Source organism: Rhodoferax sp. TS-BS-61-7, assembly GCF_002943465.1.
Taxonomy (GTDB): Bacteria; Pseudomonadota; Gammaproteobacteria; order Burkholderiales; family Burkholderiaceae_C; genus Allorhodoferax.
Window position 1 is genome coordinate 78,680 of the sequence record NZ_PTQY01000008.1, and the last position, 22,066, is coordinate 100,745.

General features: G+C 63.8%; 18 protein-coding genes. 4 read left to right on the forward strand and 14 right to left on the reverse strand.

Features of this window, described 5'->3' with window-relative positions; translation table 11 throughout:
• Window positions 1-4: 4 nt before the first annotated feature.
• Complete coding sequence (cbiE, locus tag C5F53_RS18275) at window positions 5-1,186, reverse strand: precorrin-6y C5,15-methyltransferase (decarboxylating) subunit CbiE (RefSeq protein ID WP_105262837.1); 1,182 nt, start codon at window positions 1,184-1,186, stop codon at window positions 5-7.
• Here cbiE and C5F53_RS18280 point away from each other — a divergent pair.
• Complete coding sequence (locus C5F53_RS18280; RefSeq protein WP_105262897.1) at window positions 1,155-1,952, forward strand: cobalt-precorrin-6A reductase; 798 nt, start codon at window positions 1,155-1,157, stop codon at window positions 1,950-1,952. The two genes, cbiE and C5F53_RS18280, sit on opposite strands and share 32 nt — an antisense overlap.
• Here the strand turns inward: C5F53_RS18280 and cobJ are convergent.
• From cobJ to hrpA, 5 genes are read right to left on the reverse strand one after another with little or no spacing between them, the layout of a single operon-like run.
• A complete protein-coding gene (gene cobJ, locus C5F53_RS18285; protein ID WP_105262838.1) occupies window positions 1,913-2,662 on the reverse strand; it encodes a precorrin-3B C(17)-methyltransferase in 750 nt (249 codons plus the stop codon). The two genes, C5F53_RS18280 and cobJ, sit on opposite strands and share 40 nt — an antisense overlap.
• Window positions 2,659-3,390 carry a precorrin-2 C(20)-methyltransferase gene (locus tag C5F53_RS18290; RefSeq protein WP_105262839.1) on the reverse strand — a complete coding sequence of 244 codons (732 nt, stop codon included), beginning with the start codon at window positions 3,388-3,390 and terminating at the stop codon, window positions 2,659-2,661. Before C5F53_RS18290 ends, cobJ begins: the two co-directional genes overlap by 4 nt.
• Entirely contained in the window at window positions 3,390-4,022 is a 633-nt protein-coding gene (locus C5F53_RS18295) for a precorrin-8X methylmutase (RefSeq protein WP_105262840.1), read from the reverse strand. The genes C5F53_RS18290 and C5F53_RS18295 overlap by 1 nt, the downstream gene beginning before the upstream one ends.
• Entirely contained in the window at window positions 4,006-5,187 is a 1,182-nt protein-coding gene (locus C5F53_RS18300; RefSeq protein WP_201740894.1) for a precorrin-3B synthase, read from the reverse strand. The genes C5F53_RS18295 and C5F53_RS18300 overlap by 17 nt, the downstream gene beginning before the upstream one ends.
• A gap of 3 nt (window positions 5,188-5,190) precedes the next feature.
• Complete coding sequence (gene hrpA, locus C5F53_RS18305; RefSeq protein ID WP_105262841.1) at window positions 5,191-9,273, reverse strand: ATP-dependent RNA helicase HrpA; 4,083 nt, start codon at window positions 9,271-9,273, stop codon at window positions 5,191-5,193.
• 73 nt (window positions 9,274-9,346) lie between these two features.
• Here hrpA and argA point away from each other — a divergent pair, with 73 nt between their 5' ends.
• Window positions 9,347-10,693, forward strand: a complete 1,347-nt coding sequence (argA, locus tag C5F53_RS18310) for an amino-acid N-acetyltransferase (RefSeq protein WP_105262842.1) — start codon at window positions 9,347-9,349, stop codon at window positions 10,691-10,693.
• A gap of 457 nt (window positions 10,694-11,150) precedes the next feature.
• Here the strand turns inward: argA and C5F53_RS18315 are convergent, their stop codons facing one another.
• Both C5F53_RS18315 and C5F53_RS18320 read right to left on the reverse strand, forming a co-directional pair.
• Window positions 11,151-12,704 (reverse strand): methyl-accepting chemotaxis protein, encoded by a 1,554-nt coding sequence (locus tag C5F53_RS18315; RefSeq protein WP_105262843.1) that lies wholly within the window; start codon window positions 12,702-12,704, stop codon window positions 11,151-11,153.
• Window positions 12,705-12,816: 112 nt separating this feature from the next.
• Window positions 12,817-13,323 carry a disulfide bond formation protein B gene (locus C5F53_RS18320; RefSeq protein ID WP_370446753.1) on the reverse strand — a complete coding sequence of 169 codons (507 nt, stop codon included), beginning with the start codon at window positions 13,321-13,323 and terminating at the stop codon, window positions 12,817-12,819.
• A 158-nt stretch (window positions 13,324-13,481) separates the two neighbouring features.
• Between C5F53_RS18320 and C5F53_RS18325 the strand changes: the two genes are divergently transcribed.
• A complete protein-coding gene (locus tag C5F53_RS18325; RefSeq protein ID WP_087493783.1) occupies window positions 13,482-13,754 on the forward strand; it encodes an oxidative damage protection protein in 273 nt (90 codons plus the stop codon).
• Window positions 13,755-13,762: 8 nt separating this feature from the next.
• Window positions 13,763-15,502 (forward strand): FAD-dependent oxidoreductase, encoded by a 1,740-nt coding sequence (locus tag C5F53_RS18330; protein WP_105262844.1) that lies wholly within the window; start codon window positions 13,763-13,765, stop codon window positions 15,500-15,502.
• Here the strand turns inward: C5F53_RS18330 and C5F53_RS18335 are convergent.
• From C5F53_RS18335 to C5F53_RS18360, 6 genes are all read right to left on the reverse strand, one after another.
• Window positions 15,499-16,236, reverse strand: a complete 738-nt coding sequence (locus tag C5F53_RS18335; protein WP_146097396.1) for a hypothetical protein — start codon at window positions 16,234-16,236, stop codon at window positions 15,499-15,501. The two genes, C5F53_RS18330 and C5F53_RS18335, sit on opposite strands and share 4 nt — an antisense overlap.
• A gap of 12 nt (window positions 16,237-16,248) precedes the next feature.
• Window positions 16,249-17,217, reverse strand: a complete 969-nt coding sequence (locus tag C5F53_RS18340; RefSeq protein ID WP_105262846.1) for an ABC transporter permease — start codon at window positions 17,215-17,217, stop codon at window positions 16,249-16,251.
• On the reverse strand, window positions 17,210-18,325 hold the full coding sequence (locus C5F53_RS18345) for an ABC transporter permease (protein ID WP_105262847.1): 1,116 nt from the start codon (window positions 18,323-18,325) through the stop codon (window positions 17,210-17,212). Before C5F53_RS18345 ends, C5F53_RS18340 begins: the two co-directional genes overlap by 8 nt.
• Window positions 18,322-19,824 (reverse strand): ABC transporter ATP-binding protein, encoded by a 1,503-nt coding sequence (locus tag C5F53_RS18350; RefSeq protein ID WP_105262848.1) that lies wholly within the window; start codon window positions 19,822-19,824, stop codon window positions 18,322-18,324. The genes C5F53_RS18345 and C5F53_RS18350 overlap by 4 nt, the downstream gene beginning before the upstream one ends.
• A 171-nt stretch (window positions 19,825-19,995) precedes the next feature.
• Window positions 19,996-20,979 carry a BMP family protein gene (locus C5F53_RS18355; RefSeq protein ID WP_105262849.1) on the reverse strand — a complete coding sequence of 328 codons (984 nt, stop codon included), beginning with the start codon at window positions 20,977-20,979 and terminating at the stop codon, window positions 19,996-19,998.
• A gap of 153 nt (window positions 20,980-21,132) precedes the next feature.
• Complete coding sequence (locus C5F53_RS18360; RefSeq protein WP_105262850.1) at window positions 21,133-22,065, reverse strand: pseudouridine-5'-phosphate glycosidase; 933 nt, start codon at window positions 22,063-22,065, stop codon at window positions 21,133-21,135.
• Between the last annotated feature and the right edge of the window lies 1 nt (window position 22,066).

The window sequence follows — 22,066 nt, forward strand, 5'->3', positions numbered from 1 at the left end:
CCCTTCACAACCGGGTGCTCCACTGCACCACCGGACGGCTAGGCTGCCAGCCGCGCATGCGCCCTAGCGGTGCCGCATGTGCCAGCTCGATGCGCAGCAGTTCGCCACCATGCAGTGCATGCAGCTGCAGCAGTGCCGACTCGGTTTCCAGCGTCACGGCATTGACCACTAAACGACAACCTTGCGGCACGACGGCTCGAAGTGCTTCGAACAGCGCCACATCAAACCCGCCCCCCACAAACACCGCGTCGGGCTTGGGCAAGCTCTGCAGCGCCTGCAAGGCAGGCCCATGCACCACCGTCAAAGCTGCAGCCACGCCAAATTGCTGTGCGTTGGCCTGGACATTGGTCACCCGTTCGGCATGCTGTTCCACGGCACTGGCCGTACCGCCGGCCAAGCACCACTCCACGGCAATCGAGCCGGAGCCCGCGCCGAGGTCCCACAAGTGTTCGCCCTGGCGTGGCGCCAGCGCCGCCAGCGTGAGGGCCCGCACGGGGGATTTGGTGATCTGCCCATCGTGGGCAAAGTCGGCGTCGGGCCGGCCGGGCGTGCGCGCCATGCCGGTCAAGCCCGCCACCTCGACCGCGATGGCCACCGGTGCCACGACGTCTGCAAAGTCGCAAGACCGTGCCGTGGCCTCGCGCACGCGCTCACGCGGGCCGCCCAGGGCTTCCATCACCCAGACGCGGGAGTCACCCGCGCCCTGCTCCGTCAGCCACTGCGCGTAATCCGCCACCGCCGGGCCATCGCGCAGCAGGCAGAGCAGCCGTTGGCCGCTATGCAGCGCCTGCCGGGTGGCAGCAAAGGGAGTGGCGTGCAGCCCAAAACAATGCGTGGTTTCCAGCGCCCAACCAAGCCGGGATGCGGCCCAGGTAAAGGTACTGGGTGCGGGAAACGCCTGCCACTCATGGGCATCCAGGTGCTTGGCCAGGCTGCCACCGGCACCAAACCAAAACGGATCACCCGAGGCCAACACGGCGACATGCTGGCCGCGCAGCGCCAGCACGGGCGCGATGTCAAACGGCACGGGCCAGGCGATGCCGCGTTCCCCCGCCTGCGCCAAGGCCAAATGCCGGGGGCCACCGACCACATGCCGCGCGTTCGCCAGGGCCGAGCGGCTACCATCCGACAGACCATGCAGCCCATCCTCCCCCATGCCAATGATTGAAAGCCAGGGTTCAGCCATACCGCGTGTTCTCGTGTTGGGGGGCACCACCGAAGCCAGCCGCCTGGCCCAGGCCTTGGCCGATGCACAGGTGGACGCCATTTTTTCCTACGCCGGCCGTACCGAATCGCCACTGCCGCAGCCGCTGCCCGTGCGGGTCGGCGGCTTTGGCGGGATGGACGGTTTGCGTACCTGGCTGCGGGAGCAGCGCATTAGCCATGTGGTGGACGCCACCCATCCCTTCGCCGCCCAGATGAGCCGCAACGCGGTGGATGCCTGTGCGGCGACTGGCATTCCGTTGCTGGCGCTGGAGCGTCCGGCCTGGCAGTCCCAAGTGGGCGACCATTGGCAGCAGGTGCCCGATATCGCGTCCGCCGCACAGGCTTTGCCCAAAGCGCCGTCCCGCATCTTTCTGGCGATTGGCCGACAGCACGTAGAGCCGTTTCTGGCCCGTTCGCCGCATTGGTTTTTGCTGCGGCTGGTGGATGCATCGCTGGCGTTGCCGCCCGAGCGCGGGCACATTGTTTTGGCCCGTGGCCCGTTTACCGTAGCCAACGATACCGCCTTGCTGCAGCAGCACCGCATCACGCACATCGTGGCCAAAAACTCGGGCGGCAGCGGCGCTGAGTCCAAGCTCCACGCCGCCCGTGCCCTGGGCTTGCCCGTCATTTTGATCGACCGCCCCGCCATCCCGCCGCGCCCCACCGTGGCGCGCGTCGAGCAGGTGTTGCAGTGGATTGCGGGCCCTCATGGCAACACCGGCGTGGCCACTGAACGCGGCGTGTAAACAAAGCGGCCCACCTGCCGGGTCGCACTATTGCCCACGATGACCACAGTGCGCATGTCCGCCATATCGGCACGGGCCTGCGCCAGGGTGACGGTGGCAATGCGTTCCTCGGGTGTGCTCACCGCGCGGGCAAAGGTTATGAGTCGGTCCGGGCCGCACAGCTCCAACAACACAGCGAGGATGCGCTCAAAGGTATGGGGGCGGCTGACGGAACGCGGGTTGTAAAACGCCATCGCGAAGTCGGCACCGGCCGCAGCGCGCACCCGGGCTTCGATCAGGCTGGCGGGCTTGAGGTTGTCGCTGAGGTTGATGGCACAAAAATCGTGACCCAGCGGCGCGCCGGCCTTGGCGGCGGCGGCCAGCATGGCGGTAATGCCGGGTAGGACGCGGATGTCTAGTGCCTGCCACTGCGCTTGGCCTTCCAGTGCCTCGAACACGGCAGCCGCCATGGCAAACACACCGGGATCGCCCGAGGACACCACCACCACCTTGCACCCCGCGGCCGCCATCTGCAACGCTGCACGCGCCCGGTCCATCTCCACCCGATTGTCCGACGCATGCAAGGTGAGCCCAGGCCGTGGCGCAACGCGGGCCACATAGGGGATGTAGCCCACGATATCGGTAGCCTCGGCCAGCGCAGCGCTGACCTCGGGAGTCACCAACTGCGCGTCACCAGGCCCCAAGCCGGCAATGCACAACCAGCCACTCATTCCTGCACCTCCGGGCGCCGGCCCTGGCCGTGCACCAGCACGATGGCGAAGTAAGGGCAATCGTTGCCATCCACCTCCGCCAATGGCAGCACACGCTGGCCTGGCATGGTGCCGCGCTCCACCAACCAGGCCTGTTCTAACCGGCCCGTGGCTTGCAGCGCCCGGCGCACGCGGGGCAGGTTGCGCCCGGTCTTCATGATGACCAGCGCATCGGCGGACTGCATGTGCCGCTCCAGCTCCACCTCCGGCAAGGTGCCCATGAGCACGGTCATGACATCGTCGCCCCAGGTGATGGGCGTTTGCGTGGCCGACCAGCAGCCCACCATGCCAGGGATACCCGGGATGACATCCACCTGGGCGCGCCCCTGCAGACGGGTGTACAGGTGCATGAAGGAACCGTAGAAAAACGGGTCGCCCTCACACAGCACCAGCACGTCCTGCGTTTGCGCCAACGCGGCCAGGCGGTTGGCCCAATCGTCGTAAAAGGTGGCCAGGCAGTGGATGTATTCCGGGCTGTCAAAGGGCAGCTCGGTGGTGACCGGGTACTCCATGGGGTATTCCACGGCGTGCGGTGCCAGCATGCCTTCCACAATGCGCCGGGCCTGGCCGGGGCGCCCTTTTTTGCGGAAGTAAGCCACATGGCCGGCACCGCGGATGGCGCGGTCCGAGCGCACGCTCATCAGATCGGGATCGCCAGGCCCCAGGCCGGCACAGACAATGCGGCCCATCAGATCTCCCTCCGGCTGGCCAGCGCGTTGATGGCCGCCACCGTGATGGCCGAGCCGCCGAGCCGGCCGCTCACCACCATGGACGGCACCGGTGGCTCCGCCATCAGCGCGGCCTTGGATTCGGCCGCGCCGACAAAGCCGACTGGACAGGCAATGATGGCGGCGGGCCGTGGATAGTCGGGGTCTTGCAGCAAGTTCAGCAGGTGAAACAGCGCAGTGGGCGCATTGCCAATGGCCACCACGGCACCGGCAAGGTGCGGGCGCCACAGCTCCACGGCGGCCGCGCTACGGGTGGTGCCCAGCGTCTGCGCCAACGCACGCACCTCGGGCTCCTGCAAGGTGCAGATCACCGCGTTGTCGGCAGGCAGGCGGCTGCGGGTAATACCTTCGCTCACCATGCGCACGTCACACAGAATGGGCGCACCGGCCTCCAGCGCGGCCCGGGTGGTCTGGGCCATGCCGGGGGTGAAGTGGATCTGCGACTCCAAGCCCACCATACCGGCTGCGTGCACCATGCGCACGGCGGCCATTTCTTCCACGGCGTCAAAGCGGCCCAGATCGGCCTCGGCGCGGATGATGGCAAAGGACTGCCGGTAGATGGCCTCGCCATCGGTTTCATAAAGGTGTCGCATGCGCTCGTTCTTGTAGCTGGATGGCCAGTGCCGCCGGGCTCAGCCCGGTTACGTCCGGGATAGCGGCGGCATTGCCATGGTGAATCAGGTTGTAACCCGTGGTGGTGACCACCACTGTCAGTGTTTGTGCGGGGTGGGCGCAGCCCTTGCTGCAACCCGACACGTGCAGCGTCTGGCCGGCGGGCAGGACGTCGGCCAGCTTGCGGGCCAGGGAGCGGGTAAGGCCCGCCGCCTGCCCGCAGCCCGGTGCACCGGTGCAGGCGCTGATGCGCAGTCGGGTGTCGTCGGTGCGGGTGATCAGCGCAGGCTGTGCCGGCAGGCTCTGCACGCCTTCCAGCAGCAAGCTGCGCCAGGGGGTGAGGCGCATCGGGGCCACGTCAGCCAGGGCGGCCAGCGTGGCCACGGGCAGTTGCCCAAACTCGAGCGCCACCAGATAACCCTGGGGCACGCGCCCTAATGGCGACTGGTAAGGGGCCACGAATGGCAGGGCTGTGGTGGCGAAGCGCGCAGGCAGGGCGTGGCTGGCCAGCAGTGCGGCCATACGCCGGCGGGGGCCCGTCAGCCCACCCGCCTGCACAAACCAATGCGCCAGGTCCATGGCCATGGCCACGGCCTGCCCTGCCCCCACCAGCGCGCCGGTGGCGCTGCCATCGGCATAGACCAACCAGTCAGCACCATGGCGCTCGATGCGAACATCGGCGGAGCCGGCGCGCAGCACGGGGGTCGTGCCACCGTCCAGCGCGAAGCCAAATTTGCCGGGCAACTCCGGGGCCTGCGGGCTGGCCAGCGCCTGGGCCAAGGCTTGGGCCATCTCGGTGCTGCCGTCGCCCACCTGCCAGAACGGCGCCAGCAGCAGGTTGCGGCGGGACTCCGTACGCACATTCGCGTCCACCAGGCCCAGTGCCTGCAGGCCGGCCAGGAGCGGCGGGTAGTCGGCCTCGGCAATGCCACGCAGCTGCAAATTGGCCCGACTGGTCAGCTCCACCGTGTGCAGCGCGTAGCGGGCTGCCAGCGCCGCAATGCCCGCTGCCTGCACCTGCGTGAGCCGCCCCAAGGGCGGCCGCACGCGCAGCACCCAGCCGTCCTCGGCCCGCATGGGCTGCAGTGCGCCGGGGCACCAGCCTTGGATGCGCGCAGGGGACGTGGATGGCAGTGCAGACGTCATGGCTTAGCCGATTTGTGCCCAGGCCTTGTCCAAGCGCTTCACGCTCACGGGCTGTGGCGTGCGCAGCTCTTGGGCAAAAAAGCTCACACGCAGCTCTTCCAGCAGCCAGCGGAATTCGGCCATGCGGTCGTCCACGGCGCCCTTGCGCTCGGCCACCAGGCGCCAGTAGCGTTGCTCCTGTGGGCGCAGTTCGGTCAGGCGGGCCGTGTCACGCGCCGGGTCGGCACGGTACTTGTCCAGCCGCAGCGTGATGGCTTTCAGGTAGCGTGCTAGGTGCTGCAGCCGGTCCCACGGCGTTGCCTGCAAAAATTTCTTGGGGATCAGGCGGTTGAGCTGCTGTTGGGCATCCGCCGTTGCATCGGGAGCATTCTTGGTGTCCTTGATCTTGCGCGCCGCAGCGGCGTACTCCAGCAGGATCACGGCCGCCATGCGCGCCACTTCATTGGCAATCAAGGTCAGTCGCCCGCGCCCTTCGTCAATGCGGCGCTTGAAGGCAAATTCATCGGTCGGCAGTGGGTCCAGCAGGAAGGCGCGGTCCAGCGCCACGGCGATGATCTGCTCGCGCAGTTCCTCAATCGTTCCGCCGCCGCTACCGTTCTCGGCCTTGCCCACGTTCATGTAGGACACGGCCATTTTCTGCAGGTCAGGAATGTTCTTTTCCAGGTACTTCAGCGCGTCCTTGATCTGGATGGCGAACAGGCGGCGCAGGCCGGCGCGGTGTTTGGCGATCGCCACTTCGGGCTCGTCAAACACCTCCACCGTCACTGCATCGCCCGCGTCAATCAGCGCGGGGAAGCCGATCAGCGTCTGTCCGCCCTTGCGGATTTCCAGCAGCTCGGGCAGCTCGCCGAAGGTCCAGGCGGTAAAGCGGCCGTCGAGGATGCTGGTCGCTATGTTTTTCATAGCTGGTTGCGCATGATTGGCGGGGGCTGGGGGCCGAAACGACTGAGCGTTCTGCTCCGTGTCCTCCGACCGCTGCGCGGTCTCCCCTTTGACCTGCGCAGAACGCCCAGTCGCCCCGGCCCCCGACGAACCACTTTTTTCTTGGTTCTGCGCAAGCTTCAAGCTGGCCAACGCCTGAAACGCCCCCCGCGCTTGGCTGCCCAGCTCGGCCTTCAGTGCCCCGAGGTTGCGCCCCTGTCCCAGCTGGCGGCCATGTTCATCCACCACGCGGAAGTTCATGAAGAAGTGCGGGCTCAGCATGTCGACCTTGATGTCGGCCTTCACGATGTCCAGGCTGGTCGCGTCGCGCACCAGCTTCAGCACGGCCTCCACCAACCCGCCGGCGCCAAACTTCTCGGGCGCGTTCAGCGCCTCGGCAAACTTGCTGGCCGTGTCGGGCAGTGGCACCAGGCGGCTGCGGGGGCGCTGGTGCAGCGTCTTGAGCAAGGCCTGCACCTTGTCTTTCAGCATGCCCGGCACCAGCCATTCGCAGCGCTCGTCGTTCACCTGGTTCAGCACAAACAAGGGCATCGTCACCGTCAGGCCGTCACGCGCATCGCCGGGTTCGTGCAGGTAGGTCGCTGCGCAGTCCACGCCGCCCAGGCGGATCGTCTTGGGGAAAGACGCGGTGGTGATGCCTGCGGCCTCATGGCGCATCAGCTCTTCGCGGGTCAGCTTCAGCAGGTCGGGCTGCTTCTTCACCTCTTCGCGGTACCAGCGCTCAAAGCTGTAGCCGCTACACACATCGGCCGGCAGCTGCTGGTCGTAGAAGGCGTAGATCAGCTCGTCATCCACCAGCACGTCCTGGCGGCGCGCCTTGTGTTCCAGGTCTTCTACCTGCTTGATGAGCTTCTGGTTAGCCGCCAGAAACGGCAGTGTGGTCTCCCACTCCTTGCCCACCAGCGCTTCGCGGATAAAGATTTCGCGCGCGCCGTGCAGGTCCACGCGGCCATAATTCACCTTGCGCCCGCTGTAGACCACGATGCCATACAACGTGGCCCGCTCCAACGCGACCACCTCGGCTGCTTTCTTTTCCCAATGCGGATCCAGCAGCTGTTTCTTCAGCAAATGCCCGCCCACGTTTTCCAGCCACTGTGGTTCGATATGCGCGATGCCGCGGCCAAACAGGCGCGTGGTTTCCACCAGCTCGCTTGCCACGATCCACTTGCCGGGCTTCTTGGTCAGGTGCGCGCCCGGGTGGGCGAAGAACTTGATGCTGCGCGCCCCCAGGTACTCGCCGTTTTGGCCCTCTTCCAGCTTGCAGCCGATATTGCCCAGCAGGCCCGACAGCATGGACAGGTGCAGCTGCTCGTAGCTAGCCGGCTTGGTGTTCAGGCGCCACTTGTGCTCCGCCACTACCGTATGCAACTGTGAATAGATGTCCTTCCACTCCCGCACACGGCGGATGTTGACGAAGTTCTGCCGCAGCAGTTGCTCATATTGGCGGTTAGACAACTTGTGTGACGCCGCATGCACCCCGGAGGGCGCTGTGGCCCGGGGTGCGCCGGGTGACGAAATTGAGCTACGCGACGAGGAGCCCGGCGTATCCCGGGTAGCAGCGCCCGTAGCGCCGGAGGCGGAGTCCTGCCCTCCCCGTGCGTCGTGAATCCACTTCCACAGCTTCAGGTAGCCGGTGAACTCACTCTTGTCATCGTCAAACTTCACATGCGCCGCGTCCGCCTGCTGCTGCGCCTCCATGGGCCGGTCGCGCACATCCTGCACGCTCAGCGCCGACGCAATCACCAACGCTTCGTCCAGCGCCTCACGTGAACGGGCCTCCAGCAGCATGCGACCTACGCGCGGGTCCAGCGGCAGGCGGCTCAGTTCCTGCCCCAGCGGCGTCAGCTCATTGCCATCGTCCACCGCGCCCAGCTCATTGAGCAACTGGTAGCCATCGGCAATGGCTCGCCCGCTGGGTCGCTCCAGGAATGGAAAGTCTTCGACGATGCCCAGATGCAGCGACTTCATGCGCAGGATGACGCCCGCCAGGGACGACCGCAAAATTTCCGGATCGGTAAAGCGCGGCCGGCCGTCAAAGTCCTTCTGGTCGTACAGACGAATGCAAATGCCGTTGGCCACGCGCCCGCAGCGCCCGGCGCGCTGGTTGGCCGAGCTTTGGCTGATAGGCTCCACCAGCAACTGCTCCACCTTGCTGCGGAAGCTGTAGCGTTTGATGCGCGCGGTACCGGCGTCAATCACATAGCGGGTACCTGGCACCGTCAACGAGGTTTCGGCCACGTTGGTCGCCAACACAATGCGCCGTCCGGTGTGGCCGTCAAAAATGCGGTCCTGCTCGGCCGGGCTCAGGCGGGCAAACAGCGGCAGCACCTCGGCGTTGCGCATCACCGGCTGGTGACTCAGATGCTTGCGCAAATGGTCCGCGGCTTCACGAATCTCGCGCTCGCCAGGCAGAAAGACCAGAATGTCGCCCTGGTTGTGCGGGTCGCGCCACAGCTCGTCCACGCCATCGGCAATCGCGTTGTTCATGTCGTATTCGCGCGATTCTTCAAACGGCCGGTAGCGCTGCTCCACCGGGAACATGCGCCCGGACACCATGATGACGGGCGCCGGGCCCTTGCTGGACTTGAAATGGTCGGCGAAGCGCTGTGCGTCGATGGTGGCCGAGGTGACGATGATTTTGAGGTCCGGCCTGCGCGGCAAGATCTGGCGCAGGTAACCCAGCAAAAAATCGATGTTCAGCGAGCGCTCGTGCGCCTCGTCAATGATGATGGTGTCGTAGGCGTTGAGCAGCGGGTCGGTCTGCGTCTCGGCCAGCAAGATGCCGTCTGTCATCAGCTTGACCGAGGCGTCTTTGCTCAAGCGGTCCTGAAACCGCACCTTGAAGCCCACCACATCGCCCAGCGGCGTTTTCAACTCCTCGGCAATACGCTTGGCCACCGATGAGGCGGCAATCCGGCGCGGCTGCGTGTGCCCAATCAGCTTCCCACGTTGGCCTTCGGGGTAATTCATCTTGCCGCGGCCCATCGCCAACGCGATCTTGGGGAGCTGCGTGGTCTTGCCCGAACCGGTTTCCCCGCAGACGATGACCACCTGGTGCGCCGCAATGGCGTCCATGATTTCGTCGCGTTTGCCCGACACCGGGAGCGACTCTGGGAATTCGATTTGCAAGGGGCTGGCAGTCAAGGGCTGGTCTTCGTAGAGAATTGCGGATTATCCCCGCCCTGCCCCCCATTTATCTGACTGCCACCGCCCCGCAATGACCTCTGTCTTCAACTTCACCTTTGTCCCTTGGTTCCGGTCGGTGGCGCCCTACATCCACAAGTTCCGCAACCAGACCTTTGTGGTGGGCATCGCGGGCGAGGCGATTGCCGCTGGCAAGCTGCCGCATCTGGCGCAGGACTTGGCCATGATCCAGAGCATGGGCGTGAAAATTGTGCTGGTGCATGGTTTTCGGCCCCAGGTGAACGAGCAGCTCCAGGCCAAGGGCCATACGCCCAAATACAGCCACGGCATCCGCATCACCGACGAGGTGGCGCTGGACTGCGCGCAGGAAGCCGCGGGCCAATTGCGTTACGAAATTGAAGCCGCGTTCAGCCAGGGCCTGCCCAACACGCCCATGGCCGACTCCACGGTGCGCGTGATTTCGGGCAACTTCATTACGGCGCGGCCCGTGGGCATTGTGGATGGCGTGGATTTTCAGCACAGCGGGCTGGTGCGCAAGGTAGACATTGCGGGCATCACCAAAACCCTGGACATGGGCGCCATGGTGCTGCTCTCGCCGTTTGGTTTTTCGCCCACCGGCGAGGCGTTTAACCTGGCCATGGAAGAAGTGGCGACGAGCGTAGCCACCGCGCTGCAGGCCGACAAGCTGATCTTTTTGACGGAAGTGCCCGGCGTGCGCATGGACCCGACCCAGCCCGCCAGCGAAGACAACCCCATAGACACCGAGCTGCCGCTGGCCGCGGCTGAAAAGCTGCTCAAGGCCCTGCCTGCGGCCAACCAGCCCACCGACGTGGCCTTTTACCTGCAGCACTGCGTGAAGGCCTGCAAGGCCGGCGTGGAGCGCAGCCACATCATCCCGTTTGCAGTGGACGGCGCCATTCTGCTGGAGGTGTATGTGCACGACGGCATTGGCACCATGGTCGTAGACGAGAAGCTGGAAAGCCTGCGCGAGGCCACCGAAGAGGACGTGGGTGGCATCCTGCAACTGATCGAACCGTTCGAGAAAGACGGCACCCTGGTCAAGCGCAGCCGCACCGAGATCGAACGCGACGCAGGCAACTACACCATCATCGAGCACGACGGCGTGATCTTCGCCTGCGCCGCCCTCTACCCTTACCCCGAAGCCAAGACGGCGGAAATGGCGGCGCTGACCGTGTCGCCGGATGTGCAGGGCCAGGGCGATGGAGAACGTGTGTTGAAACGCGTGGAGCAGCGCGCCAAGGCGGCTGGGCTGGATAGCATTTTTGTGCTGACCACGCGCACCATGCACTGGTTCATCAAACGCGGCTTTGTGCAGGTGGACCCGGAATGGCTGCCGGAGGCACGCAAGCGCAAGTACAACTGGGATCGCAAGAGTCAGGTGTTGGTGAAGAAGCTCTAGTCTTTTGGCTTTTTTGCTTGGCTAGACCGCTTTTTTTTTTGGACACCCACTCCCCCAGCCCCTCGCCCCGTCGGCGAGGGGAGCTTTTAACAGCCATATTTTGTTGTTACGCGCCGGATAGGTGGCTACTGGGGTGAGGTCGCGACCGTTATTTCGCTCCACGGCCAGTGCGTACGGCTGTGGAGGTCTCAGAGGAATGTGTTTGCCAACGCTGGCGGCTGCGCCCGCCAGTGGCACCGCGCAAGTACACGTGCGGTCACTACAACCGCATGCCATGGCCGTGGCATACCCTCCCGCTGGGCGACCGTTCCCTGTAAGACCTTGACCGGAGCAAGACTCTCAAATCGGCTGTTCAAAAAACTCCCCTCGCCGACGGGGCGAGGGGCTGGGGGGAGTGGGTGTTAAAAAAAGCGGTGCAGCCCAACAAGCAAGTAGGGTAAAAAAGCGTGCCCCTACCCTAGAGCTTGAACACCGCCACCGTCTTCACCAAATCCTGCGCCTGAGACCGCAAACTGGAAGCCGCAGCCGCCATTTCCTCCACCAGCGCCGCGTTCTGCTGCGTCGCCTGGTCCATCTGGGTCACGGCCTCGCCCACCTGGGCTACACCGGCACTCTGTTCCGAGCTGGCCGCGCTGATCTCGCCCATGATGTCGGTCACTCGGCGGATGCTGCTAACCACCTCGGTCATGGTGCTGCCTGCCTTGTCCACCAGCGCCGTACCCTGCTCCACGCGGTGCACGCTGTCAGTAATCAAAGTTTTGATTTCCTTGGCGGCGTCCGCACTGCGCCCGGCCAGGCTGCGCACTTCAGACGCCACCACAGCAAACCCACGGCCCTGCTCGCCGGCGCGGGCGGCTTCCACCGCCGCGTTCAGCGCCAGGATATTGGTCTGGAAGGCGATGCCGTCAATGACGCTGATGATGTCGGCGATCTTGCGCGAACTGTCGTTGATGCCCTTCATGGTGTCTACCACCTGGGCCACCACCTCGCCGCCCTGGACCGCCACCGTCGATGCACTCTGCGCCAGCTGGTTCGCTTGGCTGGCGTTGTCCGCGTTTTGCCGAACGGTTGAGCCCAGTTCTTCCATGGACGCGGCCGTTTCTTCCAGCGCGCTGGCCTGGGATTCGGTGCGTGAGGACAGGTCTTGGTTGCCCTGGGCGATCTCGGCACTGGCCGTGGCCACTGACTCGCTGCCCTCGCGCACCTGGGCGACGATGCTCGCCATGTTGTCGCGCATGCCTTTGATGCCATGCATCACGCTGGAATCGTCGCCGGGCTTGAGAGTTATGTCCACATTCAGCTCGCCATGGGCCATGCGGTGGGTGATGGCATTGGCCACGCCGGGCTCTCCCCCCAACTGCTTGACGATGCTGCGCGTGATGAGCAGGCCCATGCCCAACAACACCGCAGCCAGCACCAACGCGGCAATGCCGGACTGCACGGCGCGGCCCATGATGGCGGCGTCCACGGTGTCCACATACACCCCGGAGCCCACAATCCATCCCCAAGGCGCAAAACCCTTGACGTGGGACACCTTGAGCACCGGTTTGTCACTGCCCGGCTTGGGCCAGAGGTAGGGCACATCACCAGCGCCTTTGGCCTTGACCACGTCCACAAAGGCCACGAACAGCGGCTTGCCAGTGGGGTCCTTGTTCTCTGCGAGGTCCTTTCCATCGAGCTCTGGGCGGATCGGATGCATCACCATTTTGGGCTGCATGTCGTTGATCCAGAAATACTCGTTGCCGCTGTAGCGCAGGGTCTTGAGGGCGGCCATCGCAGCCTTCTTGGCTTCGTCTTCGCTCATCTTGCCCTTGGTGGAGAGGTCATGAAAATGGGCCACAACCCCATGAGCCACTTCCACCGTTTGTCGCACGCTGGCCTGTCGCTCCTGCAACAGCAGGTTGCGCTCGGAAACCATGAAATAGGTGAGCAGGATGATCAGCCCCAGAACGGCACTGAGGGTCAGCAAACCAAGTCGCCGGGCGACTGAATACGACGCAAGCTTGAACATGGCGGTTCTCCTGTATTTCTTCTACAAAAGTCCGCCCGAAGCGGACCACGAAGATAGTAGCCGCTTTGCGCGGGCAAGTGCAGGAAAAACCGGCGGCCAAAAGCCGCAGAACTCAGCGTTGGCGGGTGCTGCGCCAGGTCATCAGCGCGCCAAGGACCGCAATGCCCGAAAAACACAGGAAGGACCAGTTGGCAATGGTCGCGCCCAGAAAAGTCCAGTCCACCTTGCTGCAGTCACCGCCACCGCGGAAGATCATGGGCAACGCGCGCTTGAGCGGGAAGGTTTCAATCATGCCGTAGAGGTCGCGCCCGCAGGACACCACCTCGGGTGGGTACCACTGCAGCCAGCTCTGGCGCGCCGCCACATAGGCACCCAGACCGGCCAGGATAGTGAGCAGCACGCCCCCGCCAATATGCAAGCCTTTTCTGCCTGTAGCCCCCGTCAATGCTGCGCAAAGCGCTACTAAAACAAGAGCATAGCGCTGCACGATACACATCGGGCAGGGCTCCAGGCCGACCACATGCTGCAAATACATGCCAAATGCCAGCAGCCCCACGCAGGCCAACGCCACCAAGCCATACACACGGCGCGGCGCGTGGTCCATCCAGTCCAGTACCAGTTTCAACACAAGGGTCCTATCGCAAATTCGTACAAAGTTCAAAGGCTCGCGTGCTTGGTGCCAGCCCGCTGCCCGAAGTTCCCCGGCGAACCGAGGGATGTCGCAAACCGAATAAGATTCGCGGTTCTGATTTTCACACCATCCACACAAGGTACACCATGGCACGCACCGTTAACTGCATCAAGCTGGGCAAAGAAGCCGAAGGCCTGGACTTTGCCCCCTACCCAGGCGAGCTGGGCAAACGCATCTGGGAGAGCGTGAGCAAAGAAGCCTGGGCGGCTTGGCTCAAGCACCAGACCATGCTGGTCAATGAAAACCGCCTGAACCTGGCCGACGCGCGCGCGCGCCAGTACCTGGCCCGCCAGATGGAAAACCACTTCTTCGGCGATGGTGCAGACGCTGCCCAAGGCTACGTGCCCCCCAGCGCCTGAGGCCGCGCATGGACGACGCAGGCCCCCTGCCCCAGCGCCTGCTCGCATCCTGCGCACTCCCGCACGCCTGGGCCGACCTGCCGGCCTGGACCGTGCTGGACACCGACTTCGGTGTCCTCACGCCTTTTTTGCACTGCTGGCACACCTGGCAAACCGATGCACGGCGCCCGCGCATGCTGCATTACGTGGGTATGCTCTCACCGGCCCAGGCACACGACCTGCAAGCGTTGGCGCAGCAAGCGGCACACACCGCCCCCCATTGGCAGCCGCTGACTGACGCCTTGGCTGCTGCCAGTGCCGGCCTGGGCACAGGGCAGCACCGCATCTTGCTGGCCCAAGGTCAGCTCTCGCTCACGCTGTGCATAGGCGACACCACCGCATTGTTGGCAGAACAGAACTTTCTGGCCCACACCTTGTGGGTGCATGGCACCGACATCCTGTGGGACAAATGGCGCATCAAAGCCCTGGCGCGCTGTAGCCAGCGCGGCGCCCACCTGGTGCTGGACCGTGCGGCGCCCGAGGCCCCAGACGGGCTGGCGGAGGCCGGCTTCGTCGAGGTAGAAGCGGAGAACACCAGCCTGCGAGCACGCTTTCAGCCCCGCTGGTCCTTGGGCGCCCGCGACCAAGTGCCCCCTGCTATCGCCCCACAACGCTGCACCGTGCTGGGCGCCGGTATCTCTGGCGCCAGCGTGGCCTACGCGCTGGCGCGGCGCGGCTGGCAAGTCACGGTGCTGGACCAGCATGCGGCAGCAGCAGGCGGTGCTTCCGGCCTGCCGGCGGGCCTGGTGGTCCCCCATATATCGGCCGACGACAGCCCGCGTTCGCGTATGTCGCGCGTGGGCGCACGGCTCATGCAGCAACATGCGAAAACGCTGCTACGGGATGGCATGGACTGGCAGGCCAGTGGTGTGCAAGAGCAGGACTTTGAGCAAGGCAGCACCCGCTGGCACGCCCACGGCGCCTGGGTGCGCCCGGGCCAGTTGGTGCGGGCCTGGCTCAAGCACCCGGGCATTCGCTGTGTGTATGGAGCCCAGGTCACTGATTTGCAGCAACGGGAAGCTGTGTGGCAACTGATCGGCCCGGATGGCAACACCTGGGCGGAGTCGGAATTGGTGGTACTGGCCAATGCCACAGGTTGTGTTCCCCTGATGCTGCACCCCTCCCATGTGCACTTTTTGGGCGATGGGTTGGCACAACGGCTGGAGTTTCTACACGCGGTACACGGCACCGTGAGCTACGCCGCACACCGCAGCCTGCCCTCGGCTGCCCACTGGCCCCAACACCCGGTCAACGGCCATGGTAACTTCCTGCCGCAGATTCCGCTGGACAACGGCATGGCCTGGCTGGCCGGCTCCACCTTCGAACCCGACCGCATTCCAGAACAGGCAGGCCACCGGCTTGCCCCGCTGGCTGAGCAACACCGTGCCAATGCCCAGCGCCTGTGCGAACTGCTGCCTGCGGTGGGTGCCGAACTGGCCGCGGCCTTTGCGGCGGGCGAGGTACAACACTGGTCGGCCACGCGCTGCGTCACACACGACCGGCTGCCCTTGGTGGGACCGCTGCAAGATGTGCCCGAAGGTAGCCGCCCCTCGCTGTGGATCCATGCCGGCATGGGCGCCCGGGGGTTGACGTTTTCTGCGCTGGGGGCTGAATTGCTGGTGGCACGCCTGGCTGGGGAACCCTGGCCACTGGAGAACAGCCTGGCGCGCAGCCTGGACGTGCGCCGCCCCAAACGTCGGCGCAACTAGACTTTTTGCAGCAGGCCAATGACCTGCAAGGGATTGAAAGGTATTTCCAGCAGGCCGATGCAACCCATGCGTTCGGCCAGGTTGGCGGTTTTCCAGCTGGAATTGGCAGACACGCCAGCCACGCTACGCACCGGCTTTTCCAAATCCTGCAAATGTTTCACCAGCACCCATGGGTCCACGGCATCGTCATTCACATGCACCAGCACCAAGTCGTATTGACGGGCCCTCACGCTGTCGTCCAACTGGGCTACCGTTTGCACCTCGTCCACCGCGGTAATACCCGCCAGGGCCAAACGTGCCCGCAGATAGAGCCGCGCATCCAGCGGCAACCCCGCCAGCAGCGCAAGCTTGACACCGGGTGGCAAAGGCGAGGCAGGTGGATCCTCCTGGCTGATGTCGATATCCACATCCGCCGCTGATACAAACAGCTCGTCCAGCAGCCCCACCATGGCGGCCCAGTCCACCGGGCGCTGCACGGTGCGCCAAGCCAGCGTGGGGGCTTCTGCGCCCACACAAATCATCTTCAGGTTGGGATTAAAACTCGGTGACACCAACTCCAAACCAGCCTCGTAGCTGTCCACGTCAATCAGGGCAACCTGGGCTGGGCCTGCGGCATCGGGTGTCCAAAGGGTGTAGTACGGCCCTTCCCGCCCAGACAGGCGAAACAAGGTGTTGAGCGAATGCCGCTCAACATCACTAAACCCGACGACCTTGACCAATACCGTAGATGTCATGCTGCCCCGAGTCTAGCGCTCCTTGGTATACGGTTTTCCCAAGGCTTGGGGGGCCACCGCCTTGCCAATAAACCCGGCCAGCAACACCACGGTCAACAGGTAGGGCAGCGCCTGGATGAACTGCACCGGCACCTCACCCATGCCCGGCACTTGCACGCCCTGCAGGCGAATGGCCGCAGCGTCCAGAAAACCAAACAACAAACAGGCCCAGAACGCCCCCACCGGGTGCCAACGGCCAAAGATCAGCGCCGCCAGCGCCATGAAACCCCGGCCTGCGGTCATGTTGGCCGAGAAATTGGCGCTCTGGGCCAGCACCAGGTAACCACCCGCCAGCCCACACAAAATGCCATTGAGCGTGAGCGCCGCATAGCGCAGCCGCGCCACCGAGACTCCAGCCGCATCCACCATCTGCGGATTTTCGCCCACCGCCCGCAGGCGCAGGCCAAAACGGGTGCGGAACAACAGCCACCAGGTGGCGGGCACCAGCGCAAAAGCCAGGTACACCAGCGCGTTGTGGCTCAGCAGCCCCACCCCAATGAAATTGCCCACCACCGGAATGGTTTGCACAGACGCCTGCAGCGCAGGGAAAAGCGGCTGGATGCGCACCACGTCGCTCACGGGCGGGGTTTGCCCGCCCTGCTCAAACCAGGCGATGCCCAGCACCACCGTCATGCCCGCCGCAATGATGTTGATGGCCACGCCCGACACCACCTGGTCACCCTTGTGGCTCACACAGGCCAGGCCATGCATCCATGACAAGGCCGTAGCCACCAGAATACCGACCAGCAACGCCAAGGTGGTGGACTGGTAGACAGCGCCGCAGGCACCGGCAGCAAAAGCTGCAAACAACATCTTGCCTTCCAGGCCAATATCCACCACACCAGACCGCTCGGACAACAACCCCGCCAACGCACACAGCACCAGCGGTGTGGACACGCGCAGCGTGGATGCCAGCATGGCGTAAATCAGGGACTCATCCATGGCGCACCCCCACCTTGAACACACGTGCCAGCACCCAACCCAGACGTGGCGCAATCACATACGCCATGGCCCCGGAGAACAGCACGATAAAACCTTGCAACATCACCACCATTTCCCGGCTGAAACCCGTGACTTCAAACGCCACTTCGGCACCACCCTGGAACAGCGCACCAAACAGCACGCTGGCAAACACAATGCCCACCGGGTGGTTGCGCCCCATCAGCGCCACTGCAATGCCGGTGAAGCCAGCACCGCTGACGAATTCGAGCAACAAACGGCCGTTCACACCGGCAATCTCGTTCATGCCCACCAAGCCCGCCAAGCCGCCCGAAATGGCCATCGCAATGATGACTTGGTGGCGTGAGCGGATGCCAGCGTATTCAGCAGCACTAGCGCTCGACCCCACCGCACGCAAGTGGTAGCCCGCACGGGTGCGCCACAAAAAAAGGTAGATGGCCAAGGCTGCGCCCAGGGCCAGAAACAGGCTCACATTCAAAGGGGATGCGGACCACTCAATGCCCAGCCAAGCCAGCGCCTCATGCATGGGCGGCAGTTTGGCCGAATCAGCAAATGCGGCGCTTTCCACCGACATGGAACCGGAGGGACGCAAGTGGTTCACCAGCAGATACACGAGCAAACTGCTGGCAATGAAGTTGAACATGATGGTGGTGATCACCACATGGCTGCCACGGTAGGCCTGCAGATAGGCGGGCACCGCCGCCCAAGCCGCGCCAAACAGGGCTCCCGACAACACCATGAGCGGCAACATCACCCACGCCGGCAAGGCATGCGACAACCACAGGGCTACCAGACCCACGCCCAGACCGCCCAGAATCGCTTGGCCCTCGCCACCAATATTGAACAGCCCACCGTGAAACGCCACGGCCACCGCCAACCCGGTGAAGATGAAAGTGGTGGCGTAATACAGCGTGTAACTGATGCCACGCTGCGTGCCAAACGCGCCATGGATCAGCACCGCAATCACCTCGGCCGGGTCTTGCCCCACCAATGCGACCACACCGGCAGCGGCCAGCAGCGCCACCATCAGGCAAACGGCCGGCAGCAGCACCAGATCGGCCCAGCGCGGCAAGGGGTAGGACGCGCTCATTGCCCACCTCCGGTCATCAGCAAGCCCAAACCAGCCTCGGTGCAGTCGGCAATCGCCAACTCCCCGGTGACCCGCCCTTGGTTCATCACAATCACCCTGTCCGACAACGCCAAAATTTCATCCAGTTCGCTGGAAACCACCAGCACCGCACAGCCCGCGTCGCGCATGGCGCGCAGCTGGCTGTAAATAAACTCAATCGCCCCAATGTCCACACCACGTGTGGGTTGCCCCACCAGCAGCACCTTGGGCGCTTGCCCCAGCTCGCGCGCCAGCACCAGCTTTTGCTGGTTACCACCCGAGAACTTGCTGCTGCCCAACTCTGGGTCGCGTGGACGCACGTCAAAACGCTCCATCATGCGGGCCGTGGCCTGGCGCATGCGGCCATGGGCCATCCAGCCGTGGCTGGCGTATTCGGGCAAGCTGTCATAGCCCAGCACCGCCGACTCCCAGGCCACAAAGTCCATCACCATGGCCCGCGCATGCCGGTCTTCAGGCACATGGGCCAAGCCCAAGGCACGCGCCGTGCGCGGGTCCAGCCACTCGGCGCCCGCAAAATTCCGGCCGCCCAGTTGCAAGCTACCCTCTTGTGGCGCCAGCAAGCCCGATAACACATCCAGCAACTCGCTCTGGCCGTTGCCGGATACACCGGCCACGCCCACAATCTCGCCCGCCCGCAGCTGCAAGTTCAGGCCGTGCAGGCGCACCACCTGCATCGCGTCGCGCACCACCACACCCTTTGCTTCGAGCAGCAGCTCTCCAACCGGGCGAGCCTGCTCGTCCAAGCGCCCCATCTGCACCTTGCGCCCCACCATGGCTTCGGCCAGTTTCTCGATGGAGGCTTGGGCAATCGGTAGCTCCTGCACAACGCGGCCACCGCGCATCACGGTCACCTGGTCGCACAGACCCATCACTTCTTTCAGTTTGTGGGTGATCAGCAAAATGGTGGTGCCCTGCTCGCGCAGCACACGCAACACCTTGAACAGGTGTTCGGTTTCCTGCGGCGTCAGCACGGCCGTGGGTTCGTCCAGAATCAGCACCTTGGCGCCACGGTACAGCGCCTTCAAAATCTCCAGGCGCTGGCGGTCGCCCACCGGCAAATCCGTCACCAGCGCATCCAATTTGACCTGCAGGCCGGTGGCCTGCATCAGGCCTTCAAGCTTGCTGCGCACGGTGGCATCGGCCTTTTGCAGAAGCCAATGCGGCTCGGCGCCCAGCATGACGTTTTCCAGCGCTGTCAGGGTGTCCACCAGCATAAAGTGCTGGTGCACCATGCCAATGCCCTGGGCAATCGCATCGTCCGCATTGCGAATCGTCACGCGTCTGCCAAACACGTCCACCGTGCCACTATCGGCCTGGTAGAAGCCGTACAAAATGGACATCAGGGTGCTCTTGCCAGCACCGTTTTCACCCACGATGCCATGCACGGTGCCCGCGGCCACGCGCAGTTCCACCTCGGCATTGGCCGCCACTGCACCAAAACGTTTGTTGATGCCTTGCATGTGGACGGCAAAAGGTCCGTCACGGGGGCTCAAGCTATCTGCACTCAAATCCTGCTCCTCTTGGGGGCTCTTGCAATGAAGTGAAAAGCCCACGGCGCTGTGCAGCACCGCGGGCTTTTATGTTTCTGGCCGGGGTGAGGCACCATCTGCCCCACTCCAACCCGGTTTACCTCAGAACTTGCAGGCGTTGTCGGCCATGAAGTCGGCAACCTTGATCTTGCCGCTGATGATGTCGGCCTTTGCGGCTTCCACCTTTTTCTTCATGTCGGCTGTCACCAGCTTGGCGTTGTTAGCGTCCACCGCGTAGTCCACGCCGCCTTCTTTCAGGCCCAACACCGAGATACCAGCCTTGTGGCCCTTGGCCACGTTGTACACGGCCACGTCCACGCGCTTGAGCATGGAAGTCAGCATGGTGCCGGGCTGGATGTGGTTCTGGTTGCTGTCCACACCGATAGCCAGCTTGCCGCTGTCCTTTGCGGCCTGGTACACACCGATACCGGTACCGCCAGCCGCCGCAAACACCACGTCCACGCCTTGCGAGAACTGGGCCTTGGCCAACTCACCGCCACGTGCGGGGTCGTTCCAGGCAGCACCGGTGGTGCCGGTCATGTTGCCAATCATTTCGGCCTTGGGGTTGGCGTACATGGCGCCTTGTTTGTAGCCGCACTCAAACTTGCGGATCAGAGGGATGTCCATACCGCCCACAAAACCAACCTTGCCGGTCTTGCTGGCCATGGCGGCCATGGCACCGACCAAGAAGCTGCCTTCTTGTTCCTTGAACACCACGGACTGCACGTTGGGCAGGTCCACCACCATGTCAATGATGGCGAATTGCAGCTTGGGGAATTCTTTGGCTACTTTTTCGATACTGGAAGCCTGACCGAAACCGATACCAATGATGGGGCTGGCGCCGCGCTCAGCCATGCGGCGAATCGCTTGCTCGCGCTGGGATTCGTTGGTGATTTCGAAAGACAGGTACTTCTTGCCCGTTTCTTTCTTCCATTTTTCGATACCGGTGTAAGCCGCTTCGTTGAAGGACTTGTCGAACTTGCCGCCCATGTCGAACACGACAGCGGGATCCGCAGCCATGGCCTGGAAACTGGCAGCCAACGTAGCGGCCAACAGGCTCATGTGCACAGTAGTTTTGATGTTCATAACGTCTCGCAATTCCCTATGAGGTTTAAAAAAACACGGCTTTCAATGTAAGCCAAGAATACCTTCGCGCTGTAGTGTCACCATCAGTGCTTATCCGTATATAAGTTAATCGTTATAACCTGATTATCGTTACAAGCATCCGACTTTTGTGACTCAGGCGCGCCCGCCCATCCCGGCCAATTCAATCCCCACCGCACTGGCCAGCCGCGCGTTGTTCAGCACCAGCTGGATGTTGGCAGCCAAGCTGTCACCACCGGTGATGTCACACACGCGGGCCAGCAAGAACGGCGTGGACTCTTTGCCACCGATGTTCTGGGCCTGTGCCTCGGCCAGTGCCTGCTCGATGGCCGCGTCAATCGCGGCCCGTGGCATGGCATAGGCTTCGGGGATGGGATTAGCAATGACCATGCCACCCTTGAGGGACATGGCCCACTTGACGTGTAAAGCGCGCGCAATTGCTTGAGGCGTGTCCAGCCGGTAGTCCACCGAGAACGCGCTGTCGCGCGTGAAGAAAGCGGGCAGCGCGTTGGTTTGGTAGCCCACCACGGGTACACCATGGGTTTCCAGGTACTCCAACGTCAGGCGCAAATCCAGAATCGACTTGGCACCCGCGCACACCACCGCCACCGGGGTTTGCGCCAGTTCTTGCAGGTCAGCCGACACATCAAAACTTTGCTGCGCACCGCGATGCACACCGCCAATACCGCCTGTGGCAAACAGGCGAATACCGGCCATGGCCGCAATGATCATGGTGGAGGCCACCGTGGTGGCCCCTGTGGCACCTGCGGCCACGATAAATGGCACGTCGCGGCGGCTCACTTTCACCACGTCGCGGCCCGATTTGCCCAGCGCCTCAATCTCGGCTGGCGAAAGGCCCGCCTTCAGGCGGCCGTTGACGATGGCAATGGTGGCGGGCACCGCCCCGTGATCGCGCACTTCCTGCTCCACCTGAAGCGCCGTGGCCACGTTTTGGGGGTACGGCATGCCGTGGGAAATGATGGTCGATTCAAGCGCCACAACGGGCTGGCCCGCATCCAGTGCGTGCTGCACTTCGGGGGCAATATCAAGGTAGGCGTTCAGGGTCATA

Excerpts from the sequence above, each read along its gene's own strand:
- C5F53_RS18325 (WP_087493783.1), top strand. The coding sequence starts at position 13,482 with ATGGCACGCACCGTTAACTGCATCAAGCTGGGCAAAGAAGCCGAAGGC.
- cbiE (WP_105262837.1), bottom strand. The coding sequence starts at position 1,186 with ATGGCTGAACCCTGGCTTTCAATCATTGGCATGGGGGAGGATGGGCTG.
- C5F53_RS18295 (WP_105262840.1), bottom strand. The coding sequence starts at position 4,022 with ATGCGACACCTTTATGAAACCGATGGCGAGGCCATCTACCGGCAGTCC.
- C5F53_RS18350 (WP_105262848.1), bottom strand. The coding sequence starts at position 19,824 with ATGCAAGGCATCAACAAACGTTTTGGTGCAGTGGCGGCCAATGCCGAG.
- C5F53_RS18360 (WP_105262850.1), bottom strand. The coding sequence starts at position 22,065 with ATGACCCTGAACGCCTACCTTGATATTGCCCCCGAAGTGCAGCACGCA.
- C5F53_RS18315 (WP_105262843.1), bottom strand. The coding sequence starts at position 12,704 with ATGTTCAAGCTTGCGTCGTATTCAGTCGCCCGGCGACTTGGTTTGCTG.
- C5F53_RS18280 (WP_105262897.1), top strand. The coding sequence starts at position 1,155 with ATGCCAATGATTGAAAGCCAGGGTTCAGCCATACCGCGTGTTCTCGTG.
- C5F53_RS18330 (WP_105262844.1), top strand. The coding sequence starts at position 13,763 with ATGGACGACGCAGGCCCCCTGCCCCAGCGCCTGCTCGCATCCTGCGCA.
- C5F53_RS18335 (WP_146097396.1), bottom strand. The coding sequence starts at position 16,236 with ATGACATCTACGGTATTGGTCAAGGTCGTCGGGTTTAGTGATGTTGAG.
- cobJ (WP_105262838.1), bottom strand. The coding sequence starts at position 2,662 with ATGAGTGGCTGGTTGTGCATTGCCGGCTTGGGGCCTGGTGACGCGCAG.
- C5F53_RS18290 (WP_105262839.1), bottom strand. The coding sequence starts at position 3,390 with ATGGGCCGCATTGTCTGTGCCGGCCTGGGGCCTGGCGATCCCGATCTG.
- C5F53_RS18340 (WP_105262846.1), bottom strand. The coding sequence starts at position 17,217 with ATGGATGAGTCCCTGATTTACGCCATGCTGGCATCCACGCTGCGCGTG.
- C5F53_RS18300 (WP_201740894.1), bottom strand. The coding sequence starts at position 5,187 with ATGACGTCTGCACTGCCATCCACGTCCCCTGCGCGCATCCAAGGCTGG.
- C5F53_RS18345 (WP_105262847.1), bottom strand. The coding sequence starts at position 18,325 with ATGAGCGCGTCCTACCCCTTGCCGCGCTGGGCCGATCTGGTGCTGCTG.
- C5F53_RS18355 (WP_105262849.1), bottom strand. The coding sequence starts at position 20,979 with ATGAACATCAAAACTACTGTGCACATGAGCCTGTTGGCCGCTACGTTG.
- argA (WP_105262842.1), top strand. The coding sequence starts at position 9,347 with ATGACCTCTGTCTTCAACTTCACCTTTGTCCCTTGGTTCCGGTCGGTG.